Origin of the sequence: Aeribacillus sp. FSL K6-8210 (assembly GCF_037963925.1) — a bacterium.
Lineage (GTDB): Bacteria > Bacillota > Bacilli > Bacillales > Aeribacillaceae > Aeribacillus > Aeribacillus composti.
The window spans coordinates 1,859,857-1,876,085 of sequence record NZ_CP150172.1; the positions used below are offsets into that span (position 1 = coordinate 1,859,857).

At 43.1% G+C, this 16,229-nt stretch carries 13 protein-coding genes and 2 pseudogenes; 11 read left to right on the plus strand and 4 right to left on the minus strand.

Going from position 1 to position 16,229, the window contains the following annotated elements:
• Positions 1-72 precede the first annotated feature (72 nt).
• Positions 73-693 (plus strand): annotated as a pseudogene (locus NSQ41_RS08930) (hemolysin family protein); the annotation flags it as partial.
• A 27-nt stretch (positions 694-720) separates the two neighbouring features.
• Here NSQ41_RS08930 and NSQ41_RS08935 read toward each other — a convergent pair.
• The gene (locus NSQ41_RS08935) at positions 721-1,635 is read right to left on the minus strand and encodes an RluA family pseudouridine synthase (protein ID WP_339195742.1); all 915 of its coding nucleotides are present in this window, start codon (positions 1,633-1,635) and stop codon (positions 721-723) included.
• Between the two features lie 125 nt (positions 1,636-1,760).
• Here NSQ41_RS08935 and NSQ41_RS08940 point away from each other — a divergent pair, with 125 nt between their 5' ends.
• Positions 1,761-2,159 (plus strand): YhcU family protein, encoded by a 399-nt coding sequence (locus tag NSQ41_RS08940; protein ID WP_081189044.1) that lies wholly within the window; start codon positions 1,761-1,763, stop codon positions 2,157-2,159.
• A 31-nt stretch (positions 2,160-2,190) separates the two neighbouring features.
• Here the strand turns inward: NSQ41_RS08940 and NSQ41_RS08945 are convergent, their stop codons facing one another.
• Complete coding sequence (locus tag NSQ41_RS08945) at positions 2,191-2,667, minus strand: thioredoxin family protein (protein ID WP_062756337.1); 477 nt, start codon at positions 2,665-2,667, stop codon at positions 2,191-2,193.
• On the minus strand, positions 2,664-3,104 hold the full coding sequence (locus tag NSQ41_RS08950; RefSeq protein WP_339195588.1) for a disulfide oxidoreductase: 441 nt from the start codon (positions 3,102-3,104) through the stop codon (positions 2,664-2,666). The genes NSQ41_RS08945 and NSQ41_RS08950 overlap by 4 nt, the downstream gene beginning before the upstream one ends.
• 167 nt (positions 3,105-3,271) lie before the next feature.
• Here NSQ41_RS08950 and NSQ41_RS08955 point away from each other — a divergent pair, with 167 nt between their 5' ends.
• From NSQ41_RS08955 to NSQ41_RS08995, 9 genes and pseudogenes are all read left to right on the plus strand, one after another.
• Positions 3,272-4,438, plus strand: a complete 1,167-nt coding sequence (locus tag NSQ41_RS08955; RefSeq protein ID WP_339195591.1) for an IS256 family transposase — start codon at positions 3,272-3,274, stop codon at positions 4,436-4,438.
• Between the two features lie 261 nt (positions 4,439-4,699).
• Positions 4,700-6,388 (plus strand): alpha-glucosidase, encoded by a 1,689-nt coding sequence (locus NSQ41_RS08960; RefSeq protein WP_081189041.1) that lies wholly within the window; start codon positions 4,700-4,702, stop codon positions 6,386-6,388.
• Between the two features lie 105 nt (positions 6,389-6,493).
• Entirely contained in the window at positions 6,494-6,934 is a 441-nt protein-coding gene (locus NSQ41_RS08965; protein WP_062756343.1) for a CBS domain-containing protein, read from the plus strand.
• A gap of 740 nt (positions 6,935-7,674) precedes the next feature.
• Positions 7,675-9,415: pseudogene (locus tag NSQ41_RS08970) on the plus strand (phospho-sugar mutase).
• Between the two features lie 39 nt (positions 9,416-9,454).
• A complete protein-coding gene (locus NSQ41_RS08975; RefSeq protein WP_094245749.1) occupies positions 9,455-10,177 on the plus strand; it encodes an SDR family oxidoreductase in 723 nt (240 codons plus the stop codon).
• Between the two features lie 593 nt (positions 10,178-10,770).
• Positions 10,771-12,030, plus strand: a complete 1,260-nt coding sequence (ltrA, locus tag NSQ41_RS08980; protein WP_094245397.1) for a group II intron reverse transcriptase/maturase — start codon at positions 10,771-10,773, stop codon at positions 12,028-12,030.
• A gap of 103 nt (positions 12,031-12,133) precedes the next feature.
• The gene (locus NSQ41_RS08985) at positions 12,134-13,222 is read left to right on the plus strand and encodes a GAF domain-containing sensor histidine kinase (protein ID WP_339195600.1); all 1,089 of its coding nucleotides are present in this window, start codon (positions 12,134-12,136) and stop codon (positions 13,220-13,222) included.
• 108 nt (positions 13,223-13,330) lie between these two features.
• Entirely contained in the window at positions 13,331-13,969 is a 639-nt protein-coding gene (locus tag NSQ41_RS08990; protein ID WP_339195602.1) for a response regulator transcription factor, read from the plus strand.
• A 177-nt stretch (positions 13,970-14,146) separates the two neighbouring features.
• Positions 14,147-14,596, plus strand: a complete 450-nt coding sequence (locus tag NSQ41_RS08995; RefSeq protein ID WP_339195604.1) for a serine hydrolase domain-containing protein — start codon at positions 14,147-14,149, stop codon at positions 14,594-14,596.
• Here NSQ41_RS08995 and NSQ41_RS09000 read toward each other — a convergent pair.
• A complete protein-coding gene (locus tag NSQ41_RS09000) occupies positions 14,553-16,217 on the minus strand; it encodes an alpha-glucosidase (protein WP_339195606.1) in 1,665 nt (554 codons plus the stop codon). The two genes, NSQ41_RS08995 and NSQ41_RS09000, sit on opposite strands and share 44 nt — an antisense overlap.
• Positions 16,218-16,229: the final 12 nt, after the last annotated feature.

The window sequence follows — 16,229 nt, forward strand, 5'->3', positions numbered from 1 at the left end:
TGAGTTTTGTCGAAAAATATTTTTTTGGCATCCCTAAGATGCCAAGAAACCTTGATATATCAACATTTCTAGAGGGAGGAAAAATATACTCGTTATCCAGTTATTGATGGCGATAAAGATCACGTTCTTGGACTTATTAATGTGAAAGAAGTGTTTACCGATCTTGTGACAAATCCATCCGAAGAAAAACAAATGAAAGATTATATCCGCCCAATCATTCAAGTGATTGAATCAATCGCGATCCATGATTTGCTTGTGAAAATGCAGAAAGAACGCATCCACATGGCCATTTTAGTCGATGAATATGGCGGTACGTCGGGACTTGTTACTGTCGAGGATATTTTAGAAGAAATTGTTGGAGAAATTCAAGATGAATTTGATGTAGATGAAATTCCGTTGATCCAAAAAATTGATGAAACACGTACGATTATCGACGGGAAAGTGCTGATTAGCGAAGTGAACGATTTGTTTGGCCTTTCCATTGATGATGAGGATGTCGATACGATTGGAGGATGGATTTTAACGAAGCATTATGATATTAAAGTAGGCGATAGCGTCGAAATCGACAATTACTTGTTTACGGTGAAGGAGATGGATGGTCACCACGTGAAGACGCTAGAAGTCGTGAAGCAGGAAAAAGAAGAGAGAGAAGCAGATAATGAACTCGGTGAAAAAGAGGAATTGCATTTATGAGGCAGACGTTTATAGGACGTCTGCCTTTTATGGTGGATCCATGTAAAACCGAGCGATATCAACAGGAAAATCATCAACGTGAGCGATGCATGAAATCATTTCGTTCGTAAAAGGATGCAAAAATGATAGTTTAACGGCGTGAAGTGCTTGTCGATGAAATGTGTCTTTTCCGCCATAAAGAACATCTCCGACTAACGGATGACCGATGTAACTCATATGGACGCGGATTTGATGAGTGCGCCCGGTATCGAGGGAAAGCTCTACGAGCGATGTTTGTTCATCGGGAAACGTATGTAAGACGCGGTAGTGTGTTACCGCTTTTGCACCCGTTTTCGAAACTCTGCGTCTCGTCGGATGATGGCGATCGCGTCCAATCGGTGCAGAAATCGTTCCTGATTTATTTTTTAGGATGCCATGGACGAGCGCTACATACGTCCGTTTGATGAGCCGTCTTTCCAACATCCGATCAAGCGTGGCTCCTGCAAGCGTATGTTTGGCAAACAAAATCGTTCCCGATGTGTCACGATCAAGCCGGTGAATATGCCGTACTTTCGTCAAAATCCCTTGTGATTGTAAATAAAAAGCGACCGCGTTCGCTAAAGTCCCTATTTGAGAAGGTTCAGAAGGATGGATATCGATTCCAGCGCCTTTATTAATAATAAGGAGATGCTCGTCCTCCCATAAAACGGAAAGCTCTCGATATTCAGGAATAATGATGGAAGGTTCAGGTTTATAAAGATACAACTGCAGGCGGTCTTTTTCTTTTAATGGCGTTTGCCATGATACTTCTTTTCCGTTGAGCTTGATTCCTTTTTCCATTCGCAGTTGATGAGCTAACTTTTTAGAGGCGCACCATACTTCTTTTAGCAACGATTCAATCGTACGTCCTTCCCAAAAAGAAGGAATGACACATTCAAGCCAGTCTCCTTTTTTGGACCACATCATTATTTCACTCCAAAATTTCAAAACAGTGGAAACACTTTCTACCTCAATATATGTATCAGATATGATACACTCATAGTAGCGTTTTATAGTATGTTATGCAAGTGCGAAAAGGTGGTAAGAACATGAAAATGGTTTATGCAGCCACGAAAGAACAAGAGGAATATATGAATTATTTAGTCAATTATTTTTACACAAACATTTTTCCGTATTATTTTGATGATGAACAAATTAATAAGTTTGAAAATTCGAAAATCCTTTCATTACCAAGGGAATACGTTACATACAATGGAACGATGAAAGAAGCGTTTCAAATTATTTCATCACTTCAATCGTTAATTACTGTGATCGAATATGTAGGAGAAAGCGGAGATTGCGAACGGTATCGTGATCTATTTGAGCGGAACGTCAAATTACTTAGGCGGTACGGTATTACGTTTCCGTTTATGATCGAGCAGTTTATGAGCAAGCGTCATTACCCATGCAGTATGTATTTGCCTTCACAAAGCGATTGGTTAATGTAAGATGGAGCTCGTCCATCACAGGGCGAGCTCCTTATTTATTGCTATGTTGAATCGAAGAAAACCAGTCACGGAAAACTGCTTTTTCATGATAGCCATCGATTCGTTTTACTTCTTTCCCTTTTTCATAATGAACAAGGGTTGGTGTTCCATCAATATGGTACTTATCCCATCCATCTTCAAATTCAAGCAAATTAAACATTTTTAAGTCAATGCCCATTTGTTTTGCCAAAGGGACGACGATCGGAGTTATTTTTTTACAGTGCGGACAAGTCGGGCTGTAAAAATAGACGGTGACCGTTTCTTTGTTTTTTAACTTCTGTTCTAATTCGTTCGGCAAAATGATGTTTTGATAATTTGGATCATCAAGCTGCGCAACAGTTGCAGGGTCAAGTTCTTCTTTATGATAAGGATTATTTTTGGCAGCTTGTTTTTGCTGATACGATGTGATAAAGGAGATCGCCGCAAACAGCGCTACAATAATCGATCCGAAGATAAGGAGCTTTTTCAACTTATTTTCCCTTCTTTCTCTTTACGAATAATGAAGATGCTTAATACACTAATGAGAAAAAATGCAACTAACGCTAAAAATGGAATCGTAATAAAGCCAAGCCAATTAATGTACTGTCCCGTGCAAGGGACGCGGCCGCACGAAATCGCATGGGTTTGGAAAAACGAAATTTTTTGCAGAGCATAATGGTAAAGAGAAATCGCTCCACCGATGATGGATAATGCAAGGCTATAGCGAGCGATGCCATATTCTTTCCGAATGGCCGCAAGCCCTAACAAAACCACCTGTGGATACATAAAAATGCGTTGAAACCAGCAAAGATCACAAGGGATAAATTTTAAAATTTCGGAAAAGTAAAGGCTACCAAGCGTCGCGATCAATGAAATTCCCCAAGCGCCGATAAGCGCGTTTTCCAATGTTTTGGCATTGTTATTCATACTGTAGTCCCCTTATTTCTCATGTTTATTGCCATTTTCATTATATTGGACGAAAAGGAGGATGATGTATAAAATTTTGTGTAAAGCATTTTGCTAGACCAAAAGAAAAAAGGTAGGGTATTCTCTGATTGGACGAAAAACATTCCAGAGAAAGGAGAACCCTACCTATGTCTAAAAGTATATCGAATATCGACTGGGCAAATCAACTGGAAAATGCCATTCGTCAGTTTGTGAAAGAAAAATTAGAGCTGATTATGCGGGAAGAAATTAAAAATTTCCTCGAAATCGAACAAGCGGACACATCCAATATGAGAAATGGCTACTATCAACGAAATCTAGATACACAATATGGCCGGATTGAAGGGCTTTTGGTCCCAAGAGACCGAAATGGAGAATTTCAAACGCAGCTGTTTGCCCCTTACCAACGACACACCGGCTGGCTGGAAGAAGCCATCATCAAGATGTATCAAAGCGGCATGAGTACACGGGAAATTGGCAAGTGGATCGAACGAATTCTAGGAAGTACCTATTCTCCTACGACGATCAGCCATATTACCGATGTCGTAAAGGAAGACATCGAAAAATGGCGCAACCGTCCACTACACAAGCGTTATTCCGTCTTATATTTGGACGGTTTGTATGTGAAACTTCGCCGCGATACGGTAGAGAAAGAAGTCATTTATGTGGTGTTAGGAGTAAATGAAGAAGGATATCGCGAAATTCTCGATTTTTTCGTGGGAGGACAAGAAAGCGCCTATGGATGGCGGGAGATTCTCCAACAGCTCTACAAAAGAGGAGTCAAGGAAGTGTTTTTAGGCGTATTTGATGGTCTTCCGGGGCTGGAGGAAGCCTTTCGGGCGGTTTATCCGAAAGCTGACGTACAGCGTTGTGTCGTTCACAAAGTCCGTAACACCCTCAGCCGTGTTCGGAAAAAAGACCAATTCGAAATGGCGGAGGATCTGAAACTCATTTATCGATCTCCGAGTAAAGAAATCGCATTGGAGATGTTTCGACAGTTTGAATCGAAATGGTCGAGCAAGTACCCAAGAGAAGTGCAATCTTGGGCCAATGAGTTGGATGTCCTCCTCACCTTTATGAATTATCCAAACAGTATTCGAAGTGTAATTTACACGACGAATGCCATCGAACGAACGATCAAGGAGATTCGGAAACGTCTAAAACCGATGAATAGTTTGAGCAGTTTAGAAGCCGCGGAAAAAGTCGTGTATTTGACGATCCAAGACTTTAATGAGAAATGGGCGGGGCGAAAGTTGCGAGGATTTGCCGAAGCGCAGGAAGTCCTCCAGCGAATGTTTGAAGAACGTTACAATTAACCATATATTGTAAACGAAAATAAACAAAATAAGGGGATTCTCCCTTTCCCCACAGGAGACTGAATATTCAGTCTCCTGTGGGGAGGAAATCGGTTCCCTATCCATTCCAAATCCATTTCAGAGATACCCTATCCATCTTGCATTACACAAAATTCTTGACGGTACCAAAAGGGAGAATGTAAAATTTTAATAAATATATAAGCCGCTATTTTTATTTTATAGTACAATGCTTGTGTACAACTGGACATAGAGGTGAGAAATTTGGAACGAGCATGGTGGAAAGAGGCGGTTGTGTATCAAATTTATCCGCGCAGTTTTTACGATTCCAACGGGGATGGCATTGGCGATATCCGCGGCATTATCGCGAAACTTGATTATTTAAAAGAACTTGGCGTGGATGTGGTATGGCTATCTCCGGTATATAAATCGCCAAATGATGACAACGGATATGATATAAGCGATTATCGGGAGATTATGGATGAATTTGGTACGATGGAAGATTGGGAAGAAATGCTTGAGGAAATGCACAAACGCGGGATTAAGCTAGTGATGGATTTAGTCGTCAATCATACATCAGATGAGCATCCGTGGTTTATCGAATCAAGAAAGTCAAAGGACAATCCGTATCGCGACTACTATATATGGCGGCCTGGAAAAGATGGAAAGGAACCGAACAATTGGGAGTCAATTTTTAGCGGTTCAGCGTGGGAATATGACGAAACGACGGAAGAATATTATTTGCATCTTTTTTCAAAAAAACAACCAGATTTAAACTGGGAAAATCCAAAAGTGCGCCGCGAAGTGTATGACATAATGAAGTTTTGGCTTGATAAAGGCGTCGACGGCTTCCGAATGGATGTCATCAACATGATTTCGAAAGTGCCAGAATTACCGGACGGAAAACCGCAGGAAGGGAAGAAATACGCTTCGGGAAGCAAGTATTTTATGAACGGTCCGCGCGTTCATGAGTTTTTGCAAGAGATGAACCGCGAAGTATTGTCAAAATACGACATTATGACGGTCGGAGAAACGCCGGGAGTCACACCAAAAGAGGGAATTTTATATACCGACCCATCGCGTCATGAGTTGAACATGGTGTTTCAATTCGAGCATGTTGGTTTAGATTCCGGACCTGGAGGAAAATGGGATATTCGTCCATGGTCGTTGGCCGATTTGAAAAAAACGATGACAAAATGGCAAAAAGAGCTAGAAGGAAAAGGATGGAACAGTCTTTACTTAAACAATCATGATCAGCCACGCGCTGTTTCTCGCTTTGGCGATGATGGAAAGTATCGTGTGGAATCGGCGAAAATGCTTGCAACATTTCTCCATATGATGCAAGGAACACCGTATATTTACCAAGGTGAAGAGATCGGAATGACCAATGTGCGCTTCCCGTCGATTGAATACTACCGCGATATTGAAACATTGAACATGTATAAAGAACGTGTGGAAGAATATGGTGAAGATCCGCAAAAAGTGATGGAGAAAATTTATTATAAAGGGCGTGACAACGCGCGCACACCGATGCAGTGGGATGACAGCGAAAACGCAGGATTTACAACGGGGACGCCATGGATTCCAGTAAATCCAAATTATAAGGAAATCAACGTAAAAGAGGCTTTAGCGGATCCAAATTCGGTGTTTCATTATTATAAAAAATTAATTCAACTTCGCAAGCAGCATGACATTATTGTCTATGGAACATATGACTTAATTTTGGAAGACGATCCGTATATTTACGCATACACACGCACATTGGGAAATGAAAAGCTGATTGTTATTACTAATTTTTCTGAAAAAACTCCTGTTTTCCGGCTTCCGGATGATATCACCTACAAAACAAAAGAACTGCTTATCAGCAATTACGATGTTGATGAAACGGAAGAACTGAAAGAAATTCGCTTGCGTCCATGGGAGGCGCGCGTATATAAAATCCGTTTGTCATGAAACATTTGCTTTTTCCGGTGCCAATACTAAGCGATACAAACATTATTTTCTACCTATATCCTCCCGCCAATCCGCCCATAATAATCGGTGAAAGGGGAGGATCACATGAATAATAACAACAAAGTTCAAGACGTTATGACGAAAAATGTAGCGACAGTTTCTCCTAACCAAACAGTTCAAGAAGCTGCGCAAATCATGAGCCAAAAAAATATTGGGGCTCTTCCAGTAGTGGAAAACGGTCAAGTAAAAGGAATGATCACGGACCGTGATATTACACTTCGTACATCGGCGCAAGGAAAAGATCCAGCTTCCACTCCTGTATCGGAAATAATGACGAATCGCGTGGTCACTGGTACGCCTAATATGAGCGTTCAAGAGGCGGCAAGTGTGATGGCGCAACATCAAATTCGTCGTTTGCCAATTGTCGAAAATAACCAAATTCAAGGAATTGTCGCTTTAGGCGATATCGCGACAAACAGCGCGTCCGATCAAGCGGCGGGACAAGCATTGACAAACATTTCTGAGCCGTCGCAACCACAAGGATAAAAAAATGAAGGATGTCTCTGACTTATGAGACATCCTTTTTCTTGTGCGCCCGGCATGGGTGTAATCTATAGGGTGAAAGTCCCGAGCTGCGAAGGCAGAAGTAGCAGTTAGCTTAACGCAAGGGTGTCCGTGGTGACGCGGAATCTGAAGGAAGCGAGCGGCAAACTTTGGGTCTCTCGGAACACGAACTTCATATGAGGCTAGGTATCACTGGGTGAGTTTGCAAGACAAAACAAAGCCCTTTCTGCCGAAGGTGATACAGAGTAAATGAAGCAGATGGATGGAAGGAAAGATTACACTCTTACCCGGGGAGGTCTGGCTGGCACGCCAAGTAACCTTGGTAACCTATCTAGTGATAGATAGCTGAACAGTCAGAAGTCAGCAGAGGTCATAGTATTAGTTGGTCTAGAACAACTAAGAAGGACCGAACAATTAAGAGAGAATAGCCCTTGGCATTCAGTGAGTCATGATGAACACAGAAAACGTAGTACCTCACTTGAGGGAGGAAGCGGTGAATCCCGTGGGAGATCTCTTGGAGGGTGGAGTGACCACTGGCATAAAGAGAACAGCTATTCACGGAAGTTATAAAGACTTGCGTCAATTATCTTAATTGAACCGCCGTATACGGAACCGTACGTACGGTGGTGTGAGAGGACGGGAGTTAATCGCTCCCTCCTACTCGATTTATGAAGGATATTGTATGATGATAACGAATATATAAAGAAAGGGAGGGATGTCCGTTGGATTGGAAAAATAAATATGAACAATGGTTAGCACATAAGTCATTAGACAAAGAATTAAAGCGTTTATTAACAGAGCGTCAAGACGACCTGAAATGGCTGGAAGATTGTTTTTATAAAAACTTAGAATTTGGCACAGGCGGCATGCGGGGAGAAATTGGTCCGGGGACAAACCGGATGAACATATACACGATTCGGAAAGCATCAGAAGGTTTGGCGCGATACATAGAGTCCTTTGGCGAAGAAGCAAAAAAACGCGGTGTTGTCATTGCCTATGATTCGCGGCATAAGTCTCGGGAATTTGCGATGGAAGCAGCGAAAACATTGGCTACTCACGGCATTCAAACATATGTATTTGATGAGCTGAGACCAACGCCGGAGCTTTCGTTTGCTGTTCGTTATTTGCAAGCATTTTCCGGCATCGTCATCACCGCAAGCCATAATCCGCCAGAATATAATGGATATAAAGTATATGGATAAGATGGGGGGCAGCTTCCTCCAGACACGGCAGATGCGGTGATTCGATAAAGTGGAAAATGAACTTGATATCCATGTTGAGGACGAAGCAATTTTAAAAGAAAAAGGGCTCATTCAAATCATCGGCGAAGAAGTGGACAATGCTTATATTGACGCTGTAAAAACGGTCTCCCTTCAACCGAAGCTTGCGGAAGAAGTCGATATTCACATCGTTTTTACACCGCTTCACGGCACATCAAACAAACCGATTCGCCGCGCGTTAAAGGAACTTGGATACCGAAATGTATTTGTTGTTAAGGAACAAGAGCAGCCAGATCCGAACTTTTCCACAGTTGCATCGCCAAACCCAGAGGAGCATGCGGCATTTGCGTTAGCGATAGAGTACGGCAAAAAAGTCAATGCTGACTTGTTAATTGCGACAGACCCTGACGCCGACCGATTAGGGATTGCCGTAAAAAATGAAAAAGGCGACTATGTTGTATTGACCGGAAATCAAACAGGAGGCTTATTGCTTCATTACCTGCTATCCCAAAAGAAAGAAAAAGGGATATTGCTGCAAAATGGCGTGGTGCTAAAAACGATTGTAACCTCCGAGTTTGGCCGCGCGATTGCGCAATCTTTCGGCTTAGATACGGTGGATACATTAACAGGATTTAAATTTATCGGCGAAAAAATCAAAGAATATGAACAAACGGGGCAATATACGTTCCAATTTGGCTATGAGGAAAGCTACGGCTATTTAATCGGTGATTTTGCCCGCGACAAAGATGCGGTGCAAGCAGCGGTATTGGCTGCGGAGGTATGCGCATTTTACAAAAAACAAGGGATGTCTTTGTATGAAGGATTAATACAATTGTTTGACCAATACGGCTATTACCGGGAAGGACAGCAGTCATTAACGTTAAAAGGAAAAGAAGGAGCAGAAACGATTCAAGCGATTTTAACATCGTTCCGCAATGAGCCTCCGACAGAAGCAGCAGGAAAAAAAGTAACCGTGATCGAAGATTATAAAACGAAAGAACGGATCCATACGTTGACGGGCGAAAAAACAGTGATTACCCTTCCAACTTCCAACGTATTAAAGTATATATTGGAGGACGATTCATGGTTTTGCTTGCGTCCTTCGGGAACGGAGCCGAAAATCAAAGTGTATTTCGGTGTGAAGGGACAGTCATTGGCCGACAGTGAAGCAAAGCTGCAGCAACTTTCCAATGTAGTGATGAAACGAGTTCATGACTTTCTTCGCACTGCTTCGTTATCTTAACCGTAAATAAACGAACGCATACAGAAAGGATCATGCTATATGTTAACAAATCAAGTAGCGATTGTTACAGGGGCTTCTCGAGGAATCGGAAAAGCCGTTGCATTTCAATTAGCGGAGCAAGGAGCAAAATTGGCGCTGGCGGGAAGTTCTGAAGGGGTTTATGAAACGGAAAAAGAGCTGAAAGAAAAAGGATTCTCTTATGTGAAGGCGTTCCAAGTGGACGTTGCCAATGAACAGCAGATGCAAAAGATGGTCACAGAAGTATTAGAAGAGTTTGGACAAATCGATATTCTCGTCAACAATGCAGGAATCGGATTTTTTAAAGAAGTGGAAGAGACGACCGTGGAAGAATGGGAGCGCATCTTTGCCGTCAATGTTCAAGGTGTGTTTATTGGGGTAAAAGCCGTGCTTCCGCATATGAAAGAAAGAAAATCGGGAACAATTATTACCATTTCTTCCGATGTCGGCCGCTACACGATTCCGAACGGGGCGGCATACACCGCGACCAAATACGCCGTTCAAGGATTTTCCGGTTCGCTTGCGCAGGAAGTAAGAAAGTACGGCATTCGCGTTGGCACGATTAACCCGGGAATGGTTGATACGTACTTTGCTAATTCGATTCAAGGCGTTCCGGAAAAACGCGATTGGCTGAAAGCCGAAGATGTCGCAAAAGCGGTCGTGTATATGGCAAGCGCTCCAAAGCATATGCTTATTGATGAGATTATTCTTCATCCGCTCATTCAACAATATCCTATTGCATAAGACAAAAAAGACAATGCCGATGGCGGCGTTGTCTTTTTTTCGTGCGCCCGGCATGGGTGTAATCTATAGGGTGAAAGTCCCGAACCCCGAAGACAGAAGTAGAGGTTAGCCAAGAGCAAGGGTGTCCGTGGTGACGCGGAATCTGAAGGAAGCTGGAGGCAAAACACCGGTCCGAGGAACACGAACCTCATATAAGGCTAGGTATGATTGAGTGAGTTTGCGAAACAAAACAAAGCTCTTTCTGTCGAAGGTCATATCGAGTAAATGAGGCGGATAGATGGTGTGAAAGTGCATGTACTTACCCGGGGAGGTCTGGCTGGCACGCCAAGTAACCTTGGTAACCTATCTAGTGATAGATAACTGAACAGTCAGAAGTCAGCAGAAGTCATAGTACTCTTTCAAGCTCGAGATGGAAGAGGAAGGACTGAACAATTAAGGAGAACGAATCGCTAGGCGTTCACCTTCTGTGTGGAAGCAGACAATCCGATAGGACTTACTTGAAGGAGGAAGTGGTGAATCCCACGGGGGACTTCAAGAGGGTGGAGCAGAAGATGGCACAAATAGAAGAATTCGTTCACGTGGAGAGGATATCAATGTTGATGGAAATGATTTTGTCACGGGAAAATCTCCTGGCGGCACTGAAACGAGTCGAACAGAATAAAGGAGGTCACGGAGTAGATGGCATGTCCGTAAAAGACCTACGAAGACACCTCTACGAAAATTGGGACTCCATTCGACAGTCGTTGAGAGAAGGAACCTACAAGCCCTTACCCGTCCGTCGAGTCGAAATCCCGAAACCGAACGGTGGAGTAAGACTTCTAGGGATCCCTACCGTGACGGATCGTTTCATCCAACAAGCGATTGCCCAAGTGTTGACGAAAATCTTTGATCCGACCTTCTCGAACCATAGCTATGGTTTCCGACCAGGTAGAAGGGGACATGATGCGGTTAGGGAAGCAAAGGGTTATATCAAAGAAGGATATCGTTGGGTAGTCGATATAGACCTAGAGAAATTCTTTGACAAGGTGAATCACGACAAACTGATGGGGATCTTGGCGAAAACGATCAAAGATCGAATTCTACTGAAGGTAATTCGCCGGTATCTTCAATCAGGCGTGATGATCAATGGAGTGGTAATGGAAACGGACATGGGAACGCCTCAAGGCGGCCCGCTTAGTCCACTTTTATCAAACATCATGCTTCATGAATTGGATAAAGAGCTTGAGAAACGTGGACATAAGTTTGTTCGGTATGCGGATGACTGTAACATCTATGTGAAAACAAAGAAAGCAGGAATTCGTGTCATGAACTCCATTACGAACTTTATAGAGAAGGAGTTAAAGCTCAAGGTAAATAAAGAGAAATCGGCGGTAGACCGTCCTTGGAAACGGAAGTTTCTCGGTTTCAGCTTCACACTCAATAAGACTCCAAAGGTACGGATTGCGAACGAAAGTGTGAAACGTTTGAAGAACAAGATCCGTGAAATTACATCAAGGTCGAAACCGTATCCAATGGAGAAAAGGATTGAGAAACTGAATAAGTATTTAATGGGATGGTGCGGATATTTTGCCTTGGCAGAAACACCAAGTAAGTTCAAAGAATTTGATGAATGGATTAGACGAAGGCTTCGGATGTGTTTGTGGAAAGAATGGAAAACCCCGAAAACAAGAATTCGGAAACTCAGAGGATTAGAAGTTCCAAGCCATAAAGCATTCGAATGGGGCAATACACGCAAGAAATATTGGCGGATTGCCTGCAGTCCCATTCTACACAAAACCCTCGACAACTCCTATTGGAAGCGTCGAGGGTTAAGAAGTCTATTCGAAAGATATCAAGCACTACGTCATACTTAATTGAACCGCCGTATACCGAACGGTACGTACGGTGGTGTGAGAGGTCGGGGGTTAGTCACCCCCTCCTACTCGATTATACGATTGGAGCGAAGGGGGAAGAAAAATGAGCAAGGACAAGCAGGATATTCAAGAATTGCTTACATTAAAATCCATTGCCGAAACATTGAATGAGTGCAATGATTTAAAGGAAATGCTGCAGACGGTATTAAAGGAATTAATACAAGTGATGAAACTGCAATGCGGCTGGATTTTTTTTGTTCATCCAAAAGAAGGATACTCTCTTATTGCTGACTATCAATTACCTCCTGCACTGACATGGGAAAATAAGAAGCCGATGTGCGAAGGAGGCTGTTGGTGTTTGGAACGGTACAGAGATGGGCGGCTGCAGCGGGCAGCGAATGTCATTGAATGCAAGCGGCTTGAAAAGGCAATCGAAGAGCAATGGGGAGATACCAATGGCGTTACCCACCACGCGAGCATTCCTCTTCGTGCAGGGGATGAGAAATTTGGAGTGCTCAATGTAGCTGCTCCGCATAAAACGAGCTTTACAAATGAGGAACTGGCATTATTAGAAGCGGTTGCTTATCAAATCGGGACAGCAATAAAGCGAATCAAGCTCGCCGAAAATGAACAAAATCTCGCGTTAATAGCAGAACGCAACCGCTTAGCGCGAGATTTGCACGATTCGGTGAGCCAATTATTATTTTCGCTGCAGTTGACGGCCCGCGGCGCAAAAGAAATGACTCAAGGCGAAACAATAAAAGATACGTTCGCCTACATTCAGCAATTAGCGCAAGAAGCCCTTCAGGAAATGCGGGCGCTTATTTGGCAGCTTCGTCCGCACGGGTTAGAACATGGGCTAGCCAACGCCTTTCAGCATTACGGAGATATGCTCGGGTTAAAAGTAACCGTGGATATTAACGGACTGATCGATTTATCTAATGAAGTCGAAGAGTGTTTATGGCGCGTGGGACAAGAAGCATTGAATAACTGCAAAAAACACGCGGGAGTGTCTGAGGTTGATATGGCGATCCACGTCCAAAAGCACTATGTCCATATGAAAATACATGATGAGGGATGCGGATTTTCCAAGACGGATGGACATCCTTTTTCTCTCGGCTTAAATAGTATGAAAGAGAGGCTTCAGAGCCATGCCATTCTCCTTGACGGACTTTTCTCTCGGCTTAAATAGTATGAAAGAGAGGGTCGCATCGTTAAATGGAGAAATTCATATTAAAAGTGCCGCAGGAGAAGGAACGGCGATTGATGTCATCATTCCGTTGAAAAAGGGGAGAGGATAATGGGGATCAATGTACTTATTGTGGATGATCATCATGTTGTTCGGCGAGGATTAGCATTTTTCCTCAACACGCAAAAAGAAATTAACGTAGTCGGTGAAGCGTCCAATGGAAAAGAAGCGGTGGAACGGGTGAAAGAACTGCAACCAGATGTCGTGTTAATGAATTTGGTCATGCCGGTTATGGATGGCGTGGAAGCCACGAAAAAAATAAAGGAGCTGTCTCCTCATACGAAAATTCTCATTTTAACAAGCTTTTCTGATGTGGATCATGTTATTCCCGCCATTCGTGCCGGCGCGTCGGGGTATCAATTGAAGGATGTAGAACCAGATCAGTTAGTACAAGTGATTATATCTGTGTACCGAGGCGAAAATCAGCTTCACCCGAAAGTCACCACGCATTTAATGACTCATGTGTCAAAGGGAGGGGATCGTAAGGAACAACTTATTGAAGTATTGACGAAGAGGGAAAAAGAAGTGCTTGCGGAAATTGCGAAAGGAAAAAGCAATAAAGAGATTGCCGCAGCATTAATGATTACAGAAAAAACGGTCAAAACGCATGTATCCAATATACTGGCTAAGTTAAATCTTGCGGATCGCACCCAAGCGGCTCTTTATGCTGTAAAACATCTCAGACTTTAGTTGTATTTTGAGGCTTCGGCTACTTTCGTATGTACAGCTCCCCCGATTTGCCGGTGAAAGAAGCCATTCCTTTGATTACACTATAATCAGAAAAACAAGGAAAAAAGGAGAGAAATGCCACGCATATCGTTGTAGTGAACGGAAGTTAATAGAGCTTATGAGGGGGATGACGAAAATATGACGAGGCAAGCAATCAAGAATGCTCTCAAGGATGTTCTTGACAAAGTTTTGGATAAAGCTGTAGGCAGGGCTGGAGGCGTACCAGGAGTGGTTGCAATGATAACTGATCGCGAGGGCAACATCTACGAAGGTGCAGCCGGGGTGCGCGAACTCGGAAAGGAAACGCCGATGACCACCGACACAGTGTTTGCTCTTTTCTCGACCACTAAAGCCATCACCGGCACAGTATTGATGCAATTGGTCGAGGAAGGAAAAGTCAGTCTCGACGATCCAGTCAAAAAGTATGTTCCTGAGATTGCCGAGATTAAGGTTCTTGAGGGATTTGACGCTGACGGGCAGCCTAAAGCCATCTCTCCTCACCGAAGCAAAATAAAGCTGCCGAGAAATGAACGGCAGCTTTTGTCTATTTCAGCAAATATACGCGTGCTTCATACGGTTTCAGCTTAAAGCGTGTTGCGTTTTTATGCGGTTTTACATCATAGTTTTGCAGCACCAAATTTTCTGAGCTTAATCGAATGCCATCATATCGATACAGCGCTGGTTTATCGCTTAAATTGACAATAACCACCGCTTTTTCGTTTCCAAGCGTTCTTGTGTACGCATAAATCGTCGGATGCTTTTCTAAAATCAAATCGTACGTTCCATAAATAAACACTTCGTTCTCCTTGCGAAGCCGAATCATTTTTTTGTAAAACTGAAGGACGGAGTTCGGGTCGCGCAATTGCGCCTCGACGTTAATGGTCTTATAGTTTTCGTTCACTTTCATCCATGGCGTTCCCGTCGTAAACCCCGCGTTTGGCGCGTCGGACCATTGCATTGGGGTTCGCGAATTGTCGCGCCCTGTTTTCCAAATCACTTTCATAATTTCTTCATGGGAGCGACCCTTTTCCCGTTCGATTTGATACATTCTTTTAATAGCAACATCATTGTAGTCTTCAATATTCGAAAATTGGACGTTCGTCATCCCAATCTCCTGTCCTTGATAAATAAACGGTGTTCCTTGCATCAAAAAGTACATCGCACCAAGCGCCTTCGCACTTTCGGTAAGGTACTCCTTATCATTTCCCCATGTCGAGACAGAACGAGGCTGATCGTGGTTTTCTAAAAACAATGCGTTCCAGCCGCGGTTTTCCAGCCCTTTTTGCCATTTTGTCAACGTACGCTTTAATTGGCGCACATCCACTCCGCCATTCGTTCCTTTTTGCCATAACCCTAAATGTTCAAACTGGAAGATCATATTGAAAATACTGTTTTCCTCACCGACCCATTCTTCCGCGTCCTCGACGGTAACGCCATTCGCTTCTCCAACCGTCATAATATCATAGCGTGCAAACGTTTGCATTTTGAGCTCTCTTAAATAATCCATAATTCCCTCTTGGTTCATATGGCCAGCAAAAGACGGAACATAATCTAGCCCTTTCGGATTCGGCAAATCCGGCAATCCCGGCTTTTTCTTAATATGTGAAATGGCATCCACTCGAAATCCATCAATTCCTTTATCCAGCCACCAATTAATCATTTTATACAACGCTTGGCGCACTTCTTCGTTTTCCCAGTTTAAATCCGGCTGCTTTACATCAAATATGTGCAAGTAATATTGATCAGTTTTCGGATCGTACTCCCACGCCGATCCACCAAAGATGCTTTCCCAGTTGTTCGGCTCTTTGCCATTTTTTCCATCACGCCAAATGTACCAATCCCGTTTCGGATTATCCCTTGATGAACGCGATTCAATAAACCATGGGTGTTCATCGCTTGTATGGTTAATGACTAAATCTAAAATCACTTTCATGCCGCGCCGGTGAATTTCCTCGAGCAATAAATCAAAGTCTTCCATTGTCCCGAATTCTTCCATAATCGCATGATAATCGCTAATATCATATCCGTTATCGGCATTTGGCGACTTGTAAATTGGACAAATCCATATGATATCGATTCCAAGGTCTTTTAAATAGTCAAGCTTCTCGATAATTCCGCGAAGATCTCCAATTCCATCGCCATTTGAATCCATGAAGCTTCTCGGATAAATTTGATACGCGACTCCTTCTTTCCACCAAGCTTTCTTCACGGCTGTATCCTC